This is a genomic window from Marinomonas sp. 63XJN7_7_ISO-PGPR-S23-202 (assembly GCF_056173505.1).
In genome coordinates, this window is the sequence record NZ_CM149677.1 from 3,706,827 (window position 1) to 3,726,719 (window position 19,893).

Annotated in this window: 16 protein-coding genes and 1 pseudogene; 11 read left to right on the forward strand and 6 right to left on the reverse strand. The window is 45.4% G+C overall.

Annotated elements, in window-relative coordinates; genetic code table 11:
* Positions 1-3: 3 nt before the first annotated feature.
* From serS to AC0VYG_RS17205, 4 genes are all read right to left on the reverse strand, one after another.
* Entirely contained in the window at positions 4-1,305 is a 1,302-nt protein-coding gene (serS, locus tag AC0VYG_RS17190; RefSeq protein ID WP_475429143.1) for a serine--tRNA ligase, read from the reverse strand.
* A 326-nt stretch (positions 1,306-1,631) separates the two neighbouring features.
* On the reverse strand, positions 1,632-2,975 hold the full coding sequence (locus AC0VYG_RS17195; protein WP_475429144.1) for a replication-associated recombination protein A: 1,344 nt from the start codon (positions 2,973-2,975) through the stop codon (positions 1,632-1,634).
* On the reverse strand, positions 2,975-3,586 hold the full coding sequence (gene lolA, locus AC0VYG_RS17200; protein ID WP_475449868.1) for an outer membrane lipoprotein periplasmic chaperone LolA: 612 nt from the start codon (positions 3,584-3,586) through the stop codon (positions 2,975-2,977). Before lolA ends, AC0VYG_RS17195 begins: the two co-directional genes overlap by 1 nt.
* Before the next feature lie 54 nt (positions 3,587-3,640).
* Positions 3,641-6,505 carry a DNA translocase FtsK gene (locus AC0VYG_RS17205; RefSeq protein WP_475429146.1) on the reverse strand — a complete coding sequence of 955 codons (2,865 nt, stop codon included), beginning with the start codon at positions 6,503-6,505 and terminating at the stop codon, positions 3,641-3,643.
* Positions 6,506-6,798: 293 nt separating this feature from the next.
* On the opposite strand from AC0VYG_RS17205, the gene aat reads away from it, so the two are divergent.
* Together aat and infA are read left to right on the forward strand one after the other, a co-directional pair.
* On the forward strand, positions 6,799-7,575 hold the full coding sequence (aat, locus tag AC0VYG_RS17210; RefSeq protein ID WP_475449869.1) for a leucyl/phenylalanyl-tRNA--protein transferase: 777 nt from the start codon (positions 6,799-6,801) through the stop codon (positions 7,573-7,575).
* Between the two features lie 245 nt (positions 7,576-7,820).
* On the forward strand, positions 7,821-8,039 hold the full coding sequence (gene infA, locus AC0VYG_RS17215) for a translation initiation factor IF-1 (protein WP_067013924.1): 219 nt from the start codon (positions 7,821-7,823) through the stop codon (positions 8,037-8,039).
* Between the two features lie 162 nt (positions 8,040-8,201).
* On the opposite strand, the gene clpA is transcribed toward infA, so the two are convergent.
* A complete protein-coding gene (gene clpA / locus AC0VYG_RS17220; RefSeq protein ID WP_475429148.1) occupies positions 8,202-10,460 on the reverse strand; it encodes an ATP-dependent Clp protease ATP-binding subunit ClpA in 2,259 nt (752 codons plus the stop codon).
* Between the two features lie 20 nt (positions 10,461-10,480).
* Positions 10,481-10,831 carry an ATP-dependent Clp protease adapter ClpS gene (clpS, locus tag AC0VYG_RS17225; protein ID WP_475429149.1) on the reverse strand — a complete coding sequence of 117 codons (351 nt, stop codon included), beginning with the start codon at positions 10,829-10,831 and terminating at the stop codon, positions 10,481-10,483.
* Positions 10,832-11,153: 322 nt separating this feature from the next.
* Between clpS and AC0VYG_RS17230 the strand changes: the two genes are divergently transcribed.
* From AC0VYG_RS17230 to purB, 9 genes and pseudogenes are all read left to right on the forward strand, one after another.
* Positions 11,154-11,426 (forward strand): cold shock domain-containing protein, encoded by a 273-nt coding sequence (locus AC0VYG_RS17230; RefSeq protein ID WP_475429150.1) that lies wholly within the window; start codon positions 11,154-11,156, stop codon positions 11,424-11,426.
* A gap of 157 nt (positions 11,427-11,583) precedes the next feature.
* The gene (locus tag AC0VYG_RS17235; protein ID WP_475429151.1) at positions 11,584-12,312 is read left to right on the forward strand and encodes a pseudouridine synthase; all 729 of its coding nucleotides are present in this window, start codon (positions 11,584-11,586) and stop codon (positions 12,310-12,312) included.
* Positions 12,245-12,652 (forward strand): annotated as a pseudogene (locus tag AC0VYG_RS17240) (NUDIX domain-containing protein); the annotation flags it as partial. The gene AC0VYG_RS17235 and the pseudogene AC0VYG_RS17240, both read left to right, overlap by 68 nt.
* Before the next feature lie 64 nt (positions 12,653-12,716).
* Positions 12,717-13,847 (forward strand): tRNA 2-thiouridine(34) synthase MnmA, encoded by a 1,131-nt coding sequence (gene mnmA / locus AC0VYG_RS17245; protein WP_475429152.1) that lies wholly within the window; start codon positions 12,717-12,719, stop codon positions 13,845-13,847.
* Positions 13,848-13,922: 75 nt separating this feature from the next.
* Positions 13,923-14,549: a high frequency lysogenization protein HflD gene (hflD, locus tag AC0VYG_RS17250; protein WP_475429153.1), complete on the forward strand. Its 627-nt coding sequence runs from the start codon at positions 13,923-13,925 to the stop codon at positions 14,547-14,549.
* A 440-nt stretch (positions 14,550-14,989) separates the two neighbouring features.
* A complete protein-coding gene (locus AC0VYG_RS17255) occupies positions 14,990-17,212 on the forward strand; it encodes an NADP-dependent isocitrate dehydrogenase (RefSeq protein ID WP_475429154.1) in 2,223 nt (740 codons plus the stop codon).
* Positions 17,213-17,443: 231 nt separating this feature from the next.
* On the forward strand, positions 17,444-17,710 hold the full coding sequence (locus AC0VYG_RS17260) for a type II toxin-antitoxin system RelB/DinJ family antitoxin (RefSeq protein ID WP_475429155.1): 267 nt from the start codon (positions 17,444-17,446) through the stop codon (positions 17,708-17,710).
* The gene (locus AC0VYG_RS17265; RefSeq protein WP_475429156.1) at positions 17,703-17,972 is read left to right on the forward strand and encodes a type II toxin-antitoxin system YafQ family toxin; all 270 of its coding nucleotides are present in this window, start codon (positions 17,703-17,705) and stop codon (positions 17,970-17,972) included. The genes AC0VYG_RS17260 and AC0VYG_RS17265 overlap by 8 nt, the downstream gene beginning before the upstream one ends.
* 547 nt (positions 17,973-18,519) lie before the next feature.
* Positions 18,520-19,893, forward strand: a complete 1,374-nt coding sequence (gene purB, locus AC0VYG_RS17270; protein ID WP_475429157.1) for an adenylosuccinate lyase — start codon at positions 18,520-18,522, stop codon at positions 19,891-19,893.

The following is a 19,893-nucleotide window of genomic DNA, read 5'->3' on the forward strand; positions in this document are numbered from 1 at the left end:
AGCTTATGCTTTGCCAATCACTGTTTTACCGCCCATATAAGGCACCAGTACATCAGGAACACGCACTGAACCATCTTCATTTTGGTAGTTTTCAAGAACCGCTACCAGAGTACGACCCACGGCCAAAGCAGATCCATTTAAGGTATGAACCAACTCAGGACGGCCTGTTTCAGGGTTACGCCAGCGAGCCTGCATACGACGCGCTTGGAAGTCCCACATATTTGAACAAGAAGAGATCTCACGATACTTATCTTGACCCGGTAACCATACTTCTATGTCATAGGTTTTATGAGCAGAGAAACCTAAATCGCCACCACATAAAATGACGGTACGATAAGGAAGCTCTAGCTTTTGCAAAATCACTTCTGCATGACCAACAAGTTCTTCAAGTGCTGCCTCGGAACGGTCAGGGCGGCAGACGTGCACTAATTCGACTTTTTCAAACTGGTGCTGGCGAATCATACCACGTGTGTCGCGGCCATAACTGCCCGCTTCACTCCGGAAGCACGGTGTATGAGCAACAAACTTTCTATGCAGATCCACATCGTTGAGGATCTCATCACGCACTAGGTTAGTGACTGGCACTTCGGCAGTTGGAATCAAGTACAAATCATTGTTTCCACTGTCTTTATCCACAGGCACTTTGAACAAATCTTCTTCAAACTTAGGCAGCTGCCCCGTTCCTTTTAAAGAATGGGCATTGACCAAGTAAGGCACATATACTTCTGAATAGCCGTGAAGGTCCGCATGAGTATTGATCATAAACTGTGTTAAGGCTCGATGAAGACGCGCTAGTTCGCGATACAGAACCACAAAACGGGAACCCGTTATTTTAACGGCGGTTTCAAGATCTAATTGCTCTAAAGCGGCCCCTAGATCCACATGATCTTTAGGCTGAAAGTCGAATGTTGTCGGCTCTCCCCAACGGCGAATCTCAACGTTATCGTCTTCAGAGGTGCCTTCAGGAACCGACTCATGGGGAATATTTGGAATTCCCTCTAACAGACTCTCCAGTTCTTCCTGAATTTGATTTAACTGTGCCTTCGCACTTTCAAGATCATCGCCTAAACTGGCCGTCTGTGCTTTTAACTCTGCCGCTTTGTCTTTATCGCCTGCTTTCATCGCTTGGCCGATTTCTTTAGACACGGAGTTACGGGACTGTTGCAGTTGCTCTGTTTCAACCTGAATCGATTTACGGCGCTCTTCTAAAGAAGAAAAATGAGCGACATCCAGCTCATAACCTTTTTTCTTAAGCTGTGCCGCAATGGCTTCTGGATCAGCGCGAAGCGCTTTAATATCTAACATCGGTGCAACTACGTCCTCTAACAAAAATGATCAACAATAACGATCGAAAACCTGATTGAAAACCAATCAGCGAAATAACGGGATCAATCTCAACCTGCTTAAAAACGTTCTATTTAAACATGCTCTATTGAAAAGCTCTCTATTCAAAAGCAATGCGCTAAAAAGATCCCCCAGCAATGGCGGCAATCTTTAAATAAGCAGCTCAATGATAAATAGCTTACGGCACTAAGCCAAGCGTCCATATTAATCAAGGAGACAATTTCTAAAGAAAAGACAAAAAAAAGTGGTTAATGGGTCTAAAAATGCGTACTACCCAAGCCACTCACTTAATGATCTTCTGAATAACGTTTCATTAAACTGCTCGCATCTAAATCCGACAGCCATTCTAATTTATCCCCAATTTTCTTTTCAAGGCCACGTTCTGTCGGGTAATAATATCGGACCTGAGACACTTCTTCAGGAAGATAATTTTCACCTGCTGCATAGGCATGCTCTTCATTATGAGCATAACGGTAGGACTCTCCATGCCCCATACTTTTTGCTAGAGACGTTGGGGCATTACGCAGGTGAACAGGCACCTCATAACTTGGTTGTGATGAAACATCCGACATGGCTTGGTTAAACGCTTTATACACAGCATTACTTTTAGGTGCGCATGCCATATATACGGCGGCTTGAGCAATCGCTCGATTGCCCTCTCCGGGGCCAACACGCTCAAAAACATCCCAAGCATTCAAACCAATTTGCAAGGCTCTAGGATCGGCATTACCGATATCTTCAGAGGCAATGGCCAATAGACGACGTGCAATATACAAAGGATCGCAGCCACCATCTAGCATACGTGCCATCCAATATAATGCGCCATCTGGTGACGAGCCACGGACAGACTTGTGAAACGCCGATATTTGATCATAAAAGGCATCGCCGCCACGATCAAAGCGCCGCACACTGCCCCCCAACACATCCTCAAGATGTTCATGGGTGACTGGCACATCAGGTTCAACAAAATCCGACAATATTTCCAGAAAATTCAGTCCCCGACGAATATCACCATCCGCCGCTTGCGCCAGAATCGACAAGTCATTATCGCTCAGTTGCAAACCAGCTTGTGCAATGCCTCTTTCTGAGTCCGCCAAGGCTCGCAGCAAAACCGCTTTGATATCTTCAACAGAGGGGGTTTTCAGCCGATACACACGGGCACGAGACAAAAGCGCTGAGTTTAGTTCAAATGCAGGGTTTTCCGTTGTAGCACCAATAAACAAGAAAGTGCCATCTTCGATGTACGGTAAAAAAGCATCTTGCTGGGACTTATTAAAGCGATGCACTTCGTCAACAAACAGCACCGTTTGCACATCACGCATCATCCGCATTTGCTTCGCCTGATCTACTGCGGCTCGAATATCTTTCACGCCGGACATCACCGCCGATAGTTCAATAAACTGAGCATCTAACGCATGGGACAATAACTGAGCAAAAGTGGTTTTACCAACGCCTGGCGGCCCCCACAAAATAAAAGAGTGGCAATGCCCTGTTTCCACCATGCGACGCAACGGTCGTCCCTCACCCACAAGATGAGATTGACCAATATAATCACTCAATTGTCTGGGGCGCATTCGAGCGGCTAAAGGCTGATAAGACCCCGCCTGTTGATCGGCAAAGAGGTCTTCCATTATTGCCCTTCTTGAATCACGTCCACGTCATCAGGAACGGCTAAAGAAAATGTCTTCGCAGGCTCACCGGTATGAAATTCCACGTCTTTAAAGTGAATAATGGTCGTCTGCCCCAAGCCATCCAAAATACTCATATCAGAAATTTTGCCATCTTTAAACGACAAGGTGAGCTGTTTAAACATGTTGTCATCTTGGTTTTTCGGCTCTAAACGAAAACGGTTAGCATCGAGCTTCGTCACCTTGTAATTTGGCAAAATTTTCGCCGCAGGCATTCCCAACAAAGCAGCAGGAGAACGCCCAACTTCACCAGACAATGGTTTTTTGGTGGCTTGTTGTAAATCCACATCCCAGATCATCACGGTTTTACCGTTAGAAATAATCCGCTGAGGATAAGGTGCAACACTTTTCCACAGAAAGCGATTAGGCTTGGCAAGGATAAACACACCTTCACTTTCCTGAACTTTTTTACCCGACCCATCATAGGTTTCTTGGTGAAATGCGCCCTTTAAATTACGGTTATGCTCCAAAAGTTGGCTCAATTGCGCCACAGCACTGTCGTTGTTGCTGGCAGCGAAAGCAAGATTACTGAATCCTGTTAACACAACTGCCATTACTAGCATCATTCTATAAATCAAAATACTCTCCTGGAATTTTTTCCTGAGCCGTCACTCAGGAATCAAAATATCACGTTGTCCGTTGGTGCCCATTGGACCCACCAATCCTGCTGCCTCCATGGCTTCAACGAGATTTGCAGCTCGGTTATAACCAATTTTTAAGCGCCGTTGTATGGACGAAATGGACGCTTTACGTGTTTCAATGACTATTTTCACCGCCTCATCGTAAAGAGCATCTTTGTCTTCTGTCCCCTCACCGGACATCAAATCTTCTGGGTTTACAACCACATCATTAATGTAGTCAGGCTCCCCGCGCTCTTTCCACTCCTCCACTACGGCGTGGACTTCTTCGTCAGACACAAATGCACCATGCACACGAATCGGAGTAGGCAAACCTGCTGGTAAATAGAGCATGTCCCCCATCCCCAACAGTTGATCCGCCCCACCTTGATCCAGAATGGTTCTAGAGTCAATTTTTGATGATACTTGGAACGCCATGCGTGTCGGAATGTTCGCTTTGATCAATCCAGTGATTACGTCCACTGAAGGTCGCTGAGTCGCTAGAATCAAGTGAATACCAGCCGCTCGTGCTTTTTGTGCAATACGTGCGATTAGCTCTTCCACTTTTTTACCTACGATCATCATCATGTCGGCAAACTCATCCACTATGATGACAATGTAAGGTAATGGCTCTAGGTGCGGCACGGTTCTCGCCACGCCATCCTCTGAGAACATGGCCATCTCAGGCTGCCATAACGGATCCTCAATCGGTTTACCCGCTTCAATGGCCTCACGCACTTTCTTGTTATAACCTGCGATATTTCGTACACCCAATTTCGACATCAGCTTATAGCGACGCTCCATTTCATCAACGGACCAACGCAAGCCATTAGCGGCATCTTTCATATCCGTGATAACGGGCGTCAGCAGGTGGGGAATCCCCTCATAGATCGATAGCTCCAACATTTTAGGGTCAACCATGATCATGCGCACTTCGTCTGGGGTAGACTTCAGTAGCATGCTCAGGATCATCGCGTTTACCCCAACAGATTTACCTGAGCCGGTTGTCCCTGCCACCAGCACATGGGGCATTTTTGCCAAATCCACCACCACAGGCTCACCAGAAATGTCATGACCAAGGGACAAGGTTAAAGGCGAGGTGGCTTTATCGTACATCTCGCAATTAATCACCTCAGAAAAATACACAGTGTCGCGCACTTGGTTAGGAATCTCGATGCCGATAGTCGATTTACCCGCAATGACCTCAACCACCCGCACACTCATGACACTCATCGAACGGGCTAAATCTTTAGCAAGATTCGTAATCCGTGAGACTTTTACCCCCGGAGCTGGCTGTATTTCAAATCGCGTAACCACAGGGCCGGGATTAACTTCAACCACTTCAGCTTTTACACCAAAGTCTTGCAAGCGACGTTCTAACAACTCAGACAAGCCCACCAGCTCATCTTCCGTGTATCCGCCCTGTTTGGGTCTGGGTTTCGCCAATACAGAACGATCCGGCAAAGAGTAGGTTGGTTGAGAACGAGAGGACTCTTCTTCCGAATAAGGCCCATTAATGTTGTCTAGCTGCTTGGCTTCAGACAAAGTGCGAAACGCAGGACGATGCGTTGAACTAGCCCCTTCGACAACAACGGCCTCTTGACCACGTTTCTGTGATATAGGCTCTTCTGCAGCCGACTCTACACTGGATGCTTTCTCTTGAGTCATCGCCACCGAAGCACCCGGGCTGGCTTTGGGCGCAGACGTAAAATCAAGTGGCTCTTCCATCTCCTCGTCTAATGCCAAGTTCTTAGCCTGATCATTTCGAGAGTATTTCGCCTCATCTGCCCGCTTTTTCTGCTCAGCGCTTTGCAACACCTGTGATTCGTCATCTTCGATATACAAGGTGTCGCCAACAGGCACATCTGCATCATCCCAAGATAGTTCATCAAGGCCATCAAAAACAGGCTCTTCATGGGATATATCATGTTCTTCTTTGGCTTTTGATGATTTAGAACGAGAGAACAGCCTAGCCAACGAAAACCGCTTCTTAACAGTGGATTCCGTCTCTTCTTCCTCAACCGGCTCAACAGGAGACGCATAAGACTTTTCAGCGCCAGCTTTCGCCTTGCTGTCACGGGCCAATCTTCGCTTGCGCAGAATAGCGGGCTCATCTAATTCATCATCAAGCACATCCAGCGTCGCCTTCTTCCCTTTGGAAGCACTTGGGGTGGAAGCTTTCACCTCTGTTTCATCTGGCGTTAACAGTGCTTCTTGAGCGAGCCTCTCTGCTTTGGCCGCTTTTCTAGCCAGTCGGTAATCGTTCAGCCTGACGATCAGATTATACACTCTCGCCCCTAAGCCATCGATCACTGCCATCCAATGTACCTGGGTTAACAGAGTAAACGCCAAAATAACCAAAGCTAGCCCAACTAGCGTTGCCCCATCATAGCCAATAAAGCGATATAACAGGTTTCCCAGTCCGCGCCCTAATATTCCTCCCGTACCATACTGCAACGAGGTGTTGCCCACGGTATGTAAATAACAAAGCATCGAACCAAAAGACAAATACAGGATGGAGCCAATCGTGCATAACAGCGCATTATTAATCGCCAACAACTTATGAGGGTTGCGCCATAAAATGATCACTACCCACAAAAACAAGGGCGGTAATGAATAAAACAAAGAGCCAAAAAAACTTGAAAACAAATCGGCGATAAGCGCACCAATTGGCCCCATCGAATTATGTATCGGCCCACCGCTACCAGAATAAAACCAGCCGGGGTCATCTGGACTGTATGTGTACGTTGCCAAACCAAAGAAAAGCAAAAACAACAAAGCGGCAATGAACGCCGCCTGTTTGGCAAACACATTCCAAACCGGTGATCGTCCAGACTCACTCACTTCTTCAGCCAAAACACATCCATCCTGTTACTATAAGTTAGATAAAAATAAATCAGGTAAAATACAGGCTCCAGAGCGGAGCAATAAGTACGCCAAGCTTAACATAAAAACGCGTCGCCAAAGAATCGACCATTTACTTTTACAAACTTCTTGCTTGTCGTAGAAACACTACAGACTAACTATTACTTTAAAACACTATGACTCTATAATAGATTGTTTTATAAGGGCCTTTGAGTAACACACAACTAAATCAATTGACCGCCTTGAATCAACACTTCCAAATACACATTAAGGGCGCAAACCGTATGCCTCAGCACTATCAAACCGATCAAAACCCAAATGATCCCAATGAAACCATTCAACAGGAATTAGTACTGCTAAGTGACGATGCACTTGATACTCCTAACCCTCATAAAGCACTAGACGATCCTGAGGGGCTTTCCGCCGTCGGCGGTGATCTCTCCTCAGAGCGCCTAATCCATTTATACAGCAAAGGTTTTTTTCCTTGGTACAGTGATCCAGACCCGATTTTATGGTGGCATCCAAAAGAGCGCTGCACACTGGCTCCCCGAGATTTTCACGAATCAAGATCCTTAAGAAAAGCGGCCAACAGAGACAACTGGTCATTTAGCCTGAATCAAGACTTTGATAGTGTCATCCACCACTGTGCAGAATTGCGCGCCCAACAAGAAGGCACTTGGATTTCTGACGACATTAAAAACGCTTATAAGAATTTACACAAGCTAGGCTTTGCCCATTCTTTCGAGTCTCGTATTAATGGCAAACTGGTTGGCGGATTTTATGGCGTCGCGATGGGCAAAATGTTTTTTGGCGAGTCCATGTTTTCACTCTACCCCAATGCATCAAAACTCGCGCTCCGAGAGTTTTGCCGCCGTTCTGAAGAGTATCATATTGAACTAATTGATTGTCAGGTCGAATCCGATCATTTGTTGACTCTTGGAGCCAAGCTCATGGCGAGGACAAATTTTGTTCATGCTCTCGAAGCACTGATCCCGTCTCCAGAAAAAAACGATTTATTGAATAATCAGGCCATTTTTGGCATCAAAACGCCCAATTTCTAAAAATAACCATCGCTTAAACAGCATCTAAGTTTGCCTTACGCCGACTTTTTAGGCAAAATATGCCTCGATCAAATTTCAGACATCGTTAAACTTAGTAAAGAGACTTTTAATAAAGGTCCGGTTTTAGTCGTTTAGCGATAAATCGGTCGAAGAAGAGACTCGACTCTCCTTGCCGTCTGCGAATTCACCCATCGGTTTGGTTCGCGTCTACTAATAAATTTAGTTAATACCATAGGACACATATTGTGGCAAAAGAAGAAGGCTTAGAAATGGAGGGCACGATCATTGATACGTTGCCTAATACCATGTTCCGTGTCGAACTAGAAAATGGACACGTTGTAATTGCTCATATCTCTGGAAAAATGCGCAAAAACTACATCCGTATTTTAACTGGCGATAAAGTGAAAGTAGAACTAACCCCTTACGACCTTTCCAAAGGCCGTATCGTTTACCGTTCTCGTTAATTCATTGCTCACCAAAACGTTTGATTTCAAACCTTGGTGCACAGCAATAGAAACATAAAAAAACCGGACAGAGTCCGGTTTTTTTATGGCTTACCTCTCTATTCTGTTCTGTATCTATTGCTATTCGCTATGGAATAGAAAAATACATTAGATCAGGCCACGTTAATGAACAACAGCCTCTTTGACAACATCAAATTTAAGCTCATCACGTTTTTCATCCAATGTCACCTTCACATTCCCCCCTTCATGCAAATCACCAAATAGAATGTGATCGGCCAGCGGTTTCTTTAGGTGCTCTTGAATGACGCGAGCCATTGGACGCGCGCCCATCTGACGGTCATAACCTTTGCTCGCCAACCAGCCACGGGCGGTATCGGAAACTTCCAGTAATACGCCCTTAGGATCCAATTGAGCCTGCAATTCCACCAAAAATTTATCTACAACGCTAAAGATAATACGCTCATCCAGTTGTTTGAACTGAATAACCGCATCCAAACGGTTTCTGAACTCTGGTGTAAAGGTACGGTTGATAATCTCTAAGCCATCGGTTGAGTTATCTTGACTAGAGAAACCAATTGAGCGTTTCGCTAACTCTTCCGCCCCCGCATTTGAGGTCATCACCAGAATCACGTTCCGGAAATCGGCTTTGCGGCCATTGTTATCCGTCAGCGTACCGTGATCCATTACCTGCAATAGCAGATTAAAGACTTCAGGATGGGCTTTTTCAATTTCATCCAGCAACACCACACTGTGTGGATTCTTGGTAACCGCTTCTGTCAGCAGCCCGCCTTGGTCAAAACCAACATAACCTGGTGGCGCACCAATCAAACGAGACACCGCATGACGTTCCATGTACTCAGACATATCAAAGCGGATCAACTCAAGCCCCAATTGCTTAGCAAGCTGTTTGGTGACTTCTGTTTTACCCACACCCGTTGGCCCTGCCATTAGGAAAGAACCTATTGGTTTTTGCTCTGCCTTCAAACCAGCGCGAGACAATTTAATCGCAGAAGACAGTGAGTCAATTGCATCATCTTGCCCAAACACCACCATTTTCAGATTGCGCTCTAAGTTAGACAAGACCTGACGATCATCGGAGTTAACCGCTCTAACAGGGACACGAGCAATCTTAGACACGATGTCTTCAATATCAGATACGGTAATGATCTCCTTACGCTTATCTTCCGGTTGCAAACGTTGATAGGCACCGGCTTCATCCACCACGTCAATCGCTTTGTCTGGCATATGACGATCGGTCACATAGCGCTGAGCCAATTCCGCGGCCGCCAATAACGCTGGCTCTTCATATTTGATTTTATGATGCTCTTCAAACGCTCCGATGATGCCTTTGAGAATTTGATAAGTATCATCGACACTAGGTTCATTCACATCAATTTTTTGGAACCGACGGGCCAAAGCGTGATCTTTTTCAAACACACCACGGAACTCTTGGAACGTGGTAGATCCGATACAACGCAATCCGCCCGAACTCAATACAGGTTTCAACAAGTTTGAAGCGTCCATCACACCACCAGAAGCGGCACCCGCGCCAATTATGGTATGAATTTCATCAATAAATAAAATCGCATTGGGCTGTTTTTTCAACTCGCCCAAAAGATGTTTAAGACGTTTTTCGAAATCACCACGGTATTTCGTACCAGCAAGCAAAGCCCCAAGATCTAAAGAGTAAACCACGCCATCGGCAATCACATCTGGCACTTGACCGTCGACAATACGCTTAGCTAACCCCTCGGCAATGGCGGTTTTCCCCACACCCGATTCACCGACGAGTAATGGGTTGTTTTTACGACGACGAGACAAGGTTTGAATCACCCGCTCAACTTCGTATTCACGACCAATCAATTTATCGATTTTACCGGCTTTGGCTTCTTCGTTCAGGTTGGTAGCGAATTTTTGCAACGGTGCTGTTGCCCCTTCTTCGCCTTCTTCCTCTTCTTGTTCCATCCCTTGAGAGGAGGCATTGCCTAATTTCGAGATGCCGTGCGCCACGTAATTGACCACATCAATGCGGGCCACACCATGTCGTTTTAGTAAATAAACAGCTTGGCTTTCTTGCTCACTAAAAATAGCGACCAACACATTGGCACCCGTAACTTCACGTTTACCAGAAGACTGTACATGGAAAACCGCGCGCTGCAGCACTCGTTGGAAGCCTAACGTAGGTTGAACTTCGCGTTCTGTGTCATCATCAGGAATCAGCGGTGTAGTACTATCGACAAACTCCTCAAGCTCCTTACTGAGCGTTTCTAAGCCAACGCCACAGGCAGTTAGGACAGTAGATGCCGCACCGTTACTGATCAATGCCAGCAACAAATGTTCTACCGTCATGAATTCATGGCGCTTGTCACGCGCCGCTTTGAAGGCATTATTTAGGGTCTGTTCTAGCTCTTTATCTAACATTGCTATTCCCTCACTCTGAGTCAGTCGACTTTTTCTAAGTCACACATTAAGGGGTGCTCATTTTGCTCTACAAACTGTTGTACCATTGCCACTTTGGTTTCTGCAATATCAAATGGATAAATACCGCAAACCCCTTTCCCTTTTTGGTGAACCTCCAACATCACCCGATTGGCTTTTTCCCCATCCATTGAAAAAAAGCGCTGAAGAACAAATACCACAAAATCCATTGGTGTGAAATCATCATTGAACAACACCACTTGGTACATGGATGGCGGTTTCAACTCTGTTTCGTCTGGCGCAAGGGCAATATTAGTATGCCCAAACTGATCCTCATCTTCTGATATTAGTCTAATTTGTTGATTTGCAATCATCCCATGCCTCTGAGGCTACAATTTTTCACATAATTCACCATAAAAAGGTGCATTACAAGCTTATACGTATACACATTACCACTTGGATTTTACAAATCCCAAAAGGGCTTCTATCCTCAATTATGAAAAGGTTAAAATGTGCAACCAATGTTTATGATTAAAATCATAGCACGAATACAACTTAACATTTTGAACCTATTAAGTAAGTCATTACATGCTTTAAATACGTTACGCAGGCTTTTAATGAACACTTTACGTGATAATTCAAAGCGCTGCGGATTATTAGCCCTCTATGGTAACTAGAGTAAATAAGGAGTGACTCATGCACAGTGGATCCGTTAAGTGGTTCAACAATGCCAAAGGCTATGGTTTTATCGTTTGTGAAGAATTTAACGAAGATTTATTTATTCACTATTCTGCCATCAAGGTAGAAGGCTATAAAACGTTAAAAGCTGGACAGGCGGTGACCTTTCAGGTTGAACCTGGTAAGCGTGGCCTTCATGCCATTGATATCACCCCAGTAACGACCAGCCAATCGGATGCTCCCCAACAAGAAGAGAAAGGAGAGGTTACTCAGCAAAAACAAACCGCCTAACGTCACACCTTTAAGCCAAGGCGACGTATTACGTCGCCATCGTGCGCTTTTTTTGCTATCTTACCTGTTATAGGAAATATACGCAGGTAGGCTTTTTATTGTCCATCCTACCCGTTCTTTTTACTTGAATCATTCATCTGAAGATTGCAATCACCCCATGAGCTCCTCCCTTATTGCCTTTAACAAGCCCTTTCGAGTACTCAGCCAATTCTCCACTGACGATGGTAAAACCACATTAGCAGAGTTTATCAATGTGCCTGATTTTTATGCCGCAGGTCGTCTGGATTATGACTCAGAGGGATTAATGCTGTTAACCAATCAGGGAGCCATCCAACACATTGTCGCTTCCCCTGATTTTAAATGGCCAAAAACCTATTGGGTTCAGGTAGAAGGCGAGATAACAGACCATGCACTCGAACAACTTCGCCAAGGCGTCGAACTAAAAGACGGCTTAACCAAGCCCGCCCAGGCCTCGCGTTTAGCCGCACCAGACCTTTGGCCAAGAACCCCTCCAGTTCGTTATCGAGAAGCCATTCCGACGAGCTGGATAGCACTACAAATCCGTGAAGGAAAAAATCGTCAGGTACGCCGTATGACCGCTGCAGTCGGCTTTCCTACGCTACGCTTAATTCGCTATGCCATAGGTCCCTACACCTTAGAGGGGCTCAATTCAGGTGCTTGGCGATTTGCAGACCCCACCAGTGAACTTATCCAAGAGGTAGAGTACTTTGAAAAACGAAGAAAGAGGAAGACTGCCACACCTAACCGTCGCCGCCCTAGTAACAAGACGCCACCCACACCTCGAAGTCAACCAGTACCTCATGGTAAAAGAGTGGCAGGACGGACAACTGGTCATCAATCAGCCCGCCGGACACGCCGAAAATAATGAAAGCGTCACCGAGGCGGTCATTCGTGAAACAAAAGAGGAGTCTGGTTGGATCGTTAAACCAATCGGCTTACTAGGCTTGTATGCTTTTACACCATACGAAGGGGCTGACACCTACCATCGTCTTTGTTTTGTCTGTGAACCGGTAAACGAAACCAACGACCCCCTCGATGCGGATATTGATTCAAGCCATTGGCTCACCTATGAGGAAATCATGGCGCTCCCCCACCGTAGTCCATTAATTAAGACATGCATTGAAGATTCCATAAACAACCCTATTATTTCCTTATCATTCTTGTCTGATCAGCACTTATCGCCTGTGCCGACCTCGCAAAAATGAAGTACAATATGCCATCCTATTCACTGAGGCGACGCCTCTTCGTTCGATGAGAAAAAAACCGGTCATGAAAGAAAGCCACTACCTAACAGATCAACCAGCCAACCACGACAAAAAAGTCATCGTCGGGATGTCTGGTGGTGTCGACTCCTCCGTATCAGCACTGATTCTGATGCAGCAGGGTTATCAGGTTGAAGGCCTGTTTATGAAAAACTGGGACGAAGACGATGGCACAGAATATTGCACCGCTAAGGAAGATCTGGCCGACGCCCAAGCCGTTTGTGACAAACTCGGCATCAAACTGCATACGGCTAACTTTGCGGCGGAATACTGGGACAATGTGTTCGAGCATTTTTTAGCGGAATACAAAGCCGGACGTACCCCCAACCCAGATATTCTATGCAATAAAGAAATCAAATTTAAAGCTTTCTTGGAATATGCCCTAGAGCTGGGTGCCGATTACATCGCCACAGGCCATTACGTTCGCCGTGGCGAAAAAGAGGGCGCTCCCGTTCTCTTAAAAGGGTTGGATAACAACAAAGATCAGAGCTACTTTTTATACGCGGTCGGAAAAGAGGAAATCGGTAAATCTCTCTTTCCTGTTGGCGAGCTTGAAAAACCGGAAGTTCGACGTTTAGCAGAAGAATTTGGTCTGGTGACGCATAATAAAAAGGACAGCACGGGGATCTGTTTTATTGGTGAACGACGCTTTAAAGATTTTCTTGAGCAATACTTACCTGCCCAACCGGGCGATATAGAAACCCTTGAAGGCGATAAAATCGGTAAGCACTTTGGCTTAATGTACCACACTATTGGTCAGCGCCAAGGCTTAGGTATTGGCGGTTTATCTAATTACCCAGATGAACCTTGGTATGTGGTCGAAAAGGATTTAAAGCGTAATGTTTTGATTGTTACCCAAGGCGGTCAGCATGAGTCCCTATTTAAAACTCACCTGATTGCTGACAACTTTGACTGGGTAGCTCGTGAGAAGCCAAACTTTCCGCTGACTTGCAAGGCAAAATGTCGTTATCGTCAGCCAGATCAAGACTGCACCATTCATGAATTGGCGGATGGTCGAGTGGAAGTTTCATTTAAAGAACCACAGCGCGCCATTACACCCGGCCAATCCGTCGTGTTCTATATTGACGATCTTTGCTTAGGGGGTGGCATTATCAATGTCGCGTTTAATAAGCAATAACAAACAGCAACACAGGCTAACAGCCATGGGTATGTATTCATTTTTTAGAGACGCATTTTTAAGAGACGGTGTATTTTGAGCCAACAAGAAAAAAAGCAAACCATTGCCCTATCCGCTATTTTTCAAGCGGCGGAACTCGTCGCCACCTTGGCTAAAACGGGCACACTTGATAAAGATTATTTAAAACCACTGATTGAGAGTATTTTAGTGGTCAACCCAGACTCGACAGAAGACATCTACGGTGGCCAGTGGGATTGCAAAAGCAACCTTGCATTAGGCCGACGTGTTGCTCGTCAAGCACTGGGTAAGGAACGCGCCAGTGTTAATCCAGATACGCTTCGTTATGCTCTAAGCCTGATTCATTTAGAAAGCAAACTGGCCAAAGAGGATGCTATTCTCTCTGGGCTGGGTAAAGGCATTCAACAATTGGACCGCCAAAAAACCCATTACGACGATGTGTTACACGAGAATATGATGGCTGCGATCTCTGGGATCTATCAGGACACCTTGAGCACGATGGCTTTTCGTATTCAGGTGCAAGGTGATAGCCGTCTGCTTCAGCAATCGGCTATCTCTAATCAGGTTCGTGCCACGTTACTAACGGGCATTCGAGCCGCAATGTTATGGCGCCAATTAGGTGGCAAACGTTGGCATTTAATCTTCAAGCGAAAAGCTTTGCTAAACGCCTTAGACGCCCGTTAGCCAAAAAAGACAGTGCCATATAGTGTGTTGCCAGTGACATAAACAGGACAGTGATGCGATAGAAATTCATGCCTAACACCTGCCTAGCGATATGAGAATAACTCACATCAATTATGAGTATATTTTTATCCGATATCTCTGGCATTTTTTTTTAGGTAGTATGTTGGGCAAAATAATATATAGAGTGAGACCTTTGCACGATGTCATGAGCGACGCTAAGACACGGCAAAAACAGACGAGAAAGCGCAGTTTATCGCTATAAATGAGCATTTTGAGTCTGTTTTTAACAAAGTATTGGCAAGCGCAGTAGTCGTGCAAAAGTATCAGAGTGTATTTTGCTTAATCTGGTAAAGCACTGCCTCACACACATTTACCATGACGGCCTACGTCATCTTCTATTTTATTGGCTCATTAGCAGCCTAAAACGTTAGGGGAATTACATGTCAACGAAACAAACCATCTACTACACATTCACGGACGAAGCTCCAGCATTGGCGACAGCTTCTCTACTGCCTATTTTTGGCGCTTTCGCGAAAGAAGCGGACATCGAGCTAAAACTCACTGACATTTCTTTAGCAAGCCGCGTTATTTCCGCGTTTGCTGATCGTCTTCCAGCGGATAAACAAGCAGAAGATGGTCTAAAATTCCTTGGCGACCTAACGGCGGATCCTGAAGCAAATATTGTAAAGCTGCCTAACATCAGTGCCTCGTTGCCACAGCTTTACGCCACCATTAAAGAATTGAATGCCGAAGGTTACGGCCTTCCTGAATACCCAGAAAACCCACAAACAGACGAAGAGAAAGAAGTTCAAGCTCGTTACGCGAAAGTACTAGGTAGTGCGGTTAACCCTGTTTTGCGTCAAGGTAACTCAGACCGTCGCGCACCAGCAGCCGTTAAGAACTATGCTCGCAAACACCCTCACTCAATGGGCAAATGGAGCAAAGCATCAACTTCCCATGCTGACTACATGCGTGACGGTGATTTCTTCTCTTCTGAGCAATCCATCACTACAGATGTGGATCAAACTGTTCGTTTGGAATTCGTCGGTCAAGACGGTTCCGTTGAAGTGAAAAAGTCTCTTCCGCTCCTGGCTGGTGAAGTGCTAGACGGCATGAACATGAGCTGCAAGAAACTTCGTGCTTTCTTTGAAGAAACCCTTCAAGATGCCAAAGAAAACAACATCATGTGGTCTTTACACGTTAAAGCAACCATGATGAAAGTGTCGCACCCAATCGTTTTCGGTCACGCGGTAACGGTTTTCTATAAAGACGTCTTTGAAAAGTACGCTGAACTCTTCAAAGAAATCGGTGTTAACCCTAAAAACGGTCTTGGCAGCGTATACGACAAAATTCAAACATTGCCTGAAGCCAAACAAGAAGAAATCAAACAAGCTATTCAAGACGTTTATAACACTCGTCCTGAGCTTGCCATGGTAGATTCTGATAAAGGCATCACTAACCTACACGTACCAAGCGACGTCATCGTTGACGCTTCTATGCCTGCGATGATTCGTAACTCAGGTAAAATGTGGGGCCGCGATGGCAAAGCACATGACGCAAAAGCCGTTATGCCAGAGAGCACTTACGCCCGCATCTACCAAGAAACCATCAACTTCTGTAAAACAAACGGTGCGTTTGATCCTGTGACTATGGGCACCGTGCCGAACGTTGGATTAATGGCGCAGAAAGCAGAAGAATACGGTTCTCACGACAAAACGTTCGAAATGACAGATGACGGCGTGATGCGTGTTGTCGATGCCAATGGCAACGTTCTGATGCAACACAACGTTGAAAAAGGTGATATCTGGCGTGCTTGTCAAACCAAAGATGCGCCAATCCGTGACTGGGTGAAACTCGGTGTTACTCGCGCTCGTCAATCTAACACACCCGCTGTATTCTGGTTAGAAGAAGATCGTGCTCACGATATTCAACTACGCAAAAAAGTGGAACTTTACCTAAAAGATCACGATCTAGAAGGTCTAGACATTCGCATTATGCCTTACAACGAAGCAATCCGTTTCTCTATGGAACGCATCATTCGTGGTAAAGACACCATCTCTGTAACAGGTAACGTGCTACGTGATTACCTAACCGACTTGTTCCCAATCATGGAGCTTGGTACGTCTGCGAAAATGCTGTCCATTGTTCCTATGTTGAACGGCGGTGGCATGTACGAAACGGGTGCAGGTGGTTCTGCTCCTAAACACGTTCAGCAGCTTGTTAACGAAAACCACCTTCGTTGGGACTCTCTAGGTGAATTCCTAGCTGTGGCAGTGTCTTTCGAAGAACTTGGCATCAAGCACAACAATGCGAAAGCAAAAATTCTTGCGAAATGCCTAGATACAGCAACAGGTAAATTGCTAGACAACAACAAGTCACCTTCACGTAAAGCGGGTGAAATCGACAACCGTGGTAGCCACTTCTACCTTGCACTGTACTGGTCTCAAGAATTGGCAGCGCAAACAGAAGATGCAGGCCTTGCGGCGAAATTCGCGCCACTTGCTAAGCAACTTGCTGACAACGAAGACAAAATCGTTGCTGAACTTGCCGCAGTACAAGGCAAACCTTCTGGTCTATCTGGCTACTACCACATGGATCTTAAAGAAGTGGCTAAGATCATGCGTCCTAGCACCACCTTCAACGATGCATTAGCAACACTTTAATACTCGCTTATACATACAGGTTGTTAGAGATAACAAGCTAGCTATAAAAATCCCCAAGTCAACAATGACTTGGGGATTTTTTGTTTTAAAGGCCACGGATCGAGGTGTTTTTCGAGTGCCACAAAGCTCTATTACCGATCGCTGACTTGAAGCAATTGTCATATAAAACTATAATTTTGTATTACTATGTTTAACAATGTATAGCAAAAGGGCATAAATATGAGAACTGAAATGTTGAGCACTCGCATAGACCATGACACCAAAGCGGCTTTTACCAGCATTTGCGATGAAATGGGATTAAGCACCTCACAGGCGATAAAGCTATTCGCCAAAGCCGTCATCAACTACGGTGGCATTCCCTTTGAGCTTCGTGTTGCACACCCAAATGAAATCACCGCTGCTGCCATGAAGGAGTTAATCGAAGGCAAAGGCCATAAAGCAGACTCAGTTAAAGATATGCTGAACGAGCTGACCGAAGGCAAAGTTAACAATGTATAGCCTTGAGTATTCAACTCAGTTTAAAAAAGACTTTAAGAAAATGACTAAAATGCCCATCCCAGACATTATTGAGATAGGCAATATTATTTCGCAGCTACAGAGAGGCGAAGCTCTTGCCCCTAAAAATGTTGATCATGCACTGACTGGCAATTGGGCTGGTTTTAGAGATTGCCATATAAAACCAGATCTAGTACTCATTTACCGCGTTTTTGACAACCAATTACAACTTGCTCGAATTGGCTCCCACAGCGATTTGTTTTGAGTTTACTTATCACCAGATGTTAGATTTTCTTTATCTAACTCCCTTGCTCGCTTTAAAGTTTCTTCACCGATAGGTGGTTTCCATACTTCCTGATAAATATTAACTCAGTTAACTTTTTTTCTTGTTCTACAGCGCTTGATGATAGCTAAGTACAAAAGCTTTGTACTGTACAAAAGAATAGCAATACCAAAAACAGCTGACGAATAACCATGTGATCCAGCACCTCTAGTATTTTTTGTGAGTTCTAGAGGTGTACTAAAGCCTGAATATAAAATAACCTTCATAAAACAACTAGTTGTACGGCTATCATTCCAAACATTTTTGTGATGCATCCATGTCCTCATACAGCACTCGAACACGACAGACTTCTTAATTAAACGCTTTATAAAAACAGCATGATGCTCTATCAGACCGATTTAGATGGCCCACATCTTATAGGCTCCTCATAGGGTAACTGCCTATAAAGATTCTCCCTTACCATAGAAGTACGCCCCCCTTTTGCCTATAATAGCGGCTCCCTGAAAACCATGTTCGAGGCGTTATCTCAATGGAATTAACTAGCTTAAATGCGATTTCCCCCATAGACGGTCGTTACGGATCGAAAACCAACGTATTGCGTCGCTCAGTAAGCGAATACGGGTTGCTACGTATGCGTGTTATAGTGGAAGTGCGCTGGCTACAGGCTCTTGCCAAACACCCACAAATCACCGAAGTACCTGCACTTAGCAGCGATGCAAGCGCTTTGCTAGATCAGCTCGCTGAGAACTTTAGCGAAGCCGATGCCCAAGCGATTAAAGACATTGAGAAAACCACGAACCACGATGTCAAAGCGGTTGAGTACTTTATCAAGAATAAAATGGCTGACAATGCTGAACTCGCGGCGATTTCTGAGTTTGTTCACTTCGCTTGTACCTCTGAGGATATTAATAACCTATCCCACGCGCTGATGCTCCGTGAAGCACTGGAAGAAGGCATTACCCCAGAGCTGAATAAGGTAATCACAGCAATTGAAGATCTAGCGCTTGAGCATGCAGAACAATCTATGTTGTCTCGTACTCACGGTCAAACCGCCTCCCCCTCAACCGTTGGTAAAGAAATGGCCAACGTGGCGGCTCGCTTGAAGCGTCAACTTAAGCAAATCGAAAACGTTGAATTTTTAGGCAAAATCAACGGTGCGGTGGGTAACTACAACGCCCACCTTTCAGCGTACCCAGATGTTGATTGGCAGGCTCACGCGGAAACCTTCGTGACTTCTCTAGGTTTGACTTGGAATCCTTACACCACACAAATCGAACCACACGATTACATCGCAGAATTGTATGATGCGATCTGCCGTTTCAACACCATATTGATCGATTTTGACCGTGATGTATGGGGCTACATTTCCATGGGCTTCTTCAAGCAAAAAACCATTGCTGGCGAAATTGGCTCTTCCACCATGCCCCATAAAGTCAACCCAATCGACTTCGAAAATTCCGAAGGTAACTTAGGTATTGCCAATGCGATCATGGGTCACCTTAGCGCGAAACTGCCGATCTCTCGCTGGCAACGCGACCTCACAGACTCAACTGTGCTGCGTAATCTAGGGGTTGGTTTGGCACACAGTTTGATTGCCTACCAAGCAACTCTTAAAGGCATCAGCAAGTTGGAAATCAACGCCCCTCGTCTTGAAGCAGACCTGAATGCCGCTTGGGAAGTCTTGGCTGAACCCATTCAAACCGTCATGCGTCGCTATGGTATTGAATCCCCTTACGAGAAATTAAAAGAACTGACTCGTGGCCGTACTATCGACCAAGCAACCATCGAAGCCTTTGTTGATACCCTGGAATTGCCTGAAAAAGCGAAGAACGAGCTTAAAGAGCTTACCCCTGCGACCTATATTGGTAACGCCGTTGCACAAGCAAAAGCCATTCGCAACTAA

Excerpts from the sequence above, each read along its gene's own strand:
- AC0VYG_RS17195 (WP_475429144.1), bottom strand. The coding sequence starts at position 2,975 with ATGGAAGACCTCTTTGCCGATCAACAGGCGGGGTCTTATCAGCCTTTA.
- lolA (WP_475449868.1), bottom strand. The coding sequence starts at position 3,586 with ATGGCAGTTGTGTTAACAGGATTCAGTAATCTTGCTTTCGCTGCCAGC.
- clpS (WP_475429149.1), bottom strand. The coding sequence starts at position 10,831 with ATGATTGCAAATCAACAAATTAGACTAATATCAGAAGATGAGGATCAG.
- AC0VYG_RS17255 (WP_475429154.1), top strand. The coding sequence starts at position 14,990 with ATGTCAACGAAACAAACCATCTACTACACATTCACGGACGAAGCTCCA.
- purB (WP_475429157.1), top strand. The coding sequence starts at position 18,520 with ATGGAATTAACTAGCTTAAATGCGATTTCCCCCATAGACGGTCGTTAC.
- AC0VYG_RS17265 (WP_475429156.1), top strand. The coding sequence starts at position 17,703 with ATGTATAGCCTTGAGTATTCAACTCAGTTTAAAAAAGACTTTAAGAAA.
- AC0VYG_RS17230 (WP_475429150.1), top strand. The coding sequence starts at position 11,154 with ATGCACAGTGGATCCGTTAAGTGGTTCAACAATGCCAAAGGCTATGGT.
- AC0VYG_RS17260 (WP_475429155.1), top strand. The coding sequence starts at position 17,444 with ATGTTGAGCACTCGCATAGACCATGACACCAAAGCGGCTTTTACCAGC.
- mnmA (WP_475429152.1), top strand. The coding sequence starts at position 12,717 with ATGAAAGAAAGCCACTACCTAACAGATCAACCAGCCAACCACGACAAA.
- aat (WP_475449869.1), top strand. The coding sequence starts at position 6,799 with ATGCCTCAGCACTATCAAACCGATCAAAACCCAAATGATCCCAATGAA.
- serS (WP_475429143.1), bottom strand. The coding sequence starts at position 1,305 with ATGTTAGATATTAAAGCGCTTCGCGCTGATCCAGAAGCCATTGCGGCA.
- AC0VYG_RS17235 (WP_475429151.1), top strand. The coding sequence starts at position 11,584 with ATGAGCTCCTCCCTTATTGCCTTTAACAAGCCCTTTCGAGTACTCAGC.
- clpA (WP_475429148.1), bottom strand. The coding sequence starts at position 10,460 with ATGTTAGATAAAGAGCTAGAACAGACCCTAAATAATGCCTTCAAAGCG.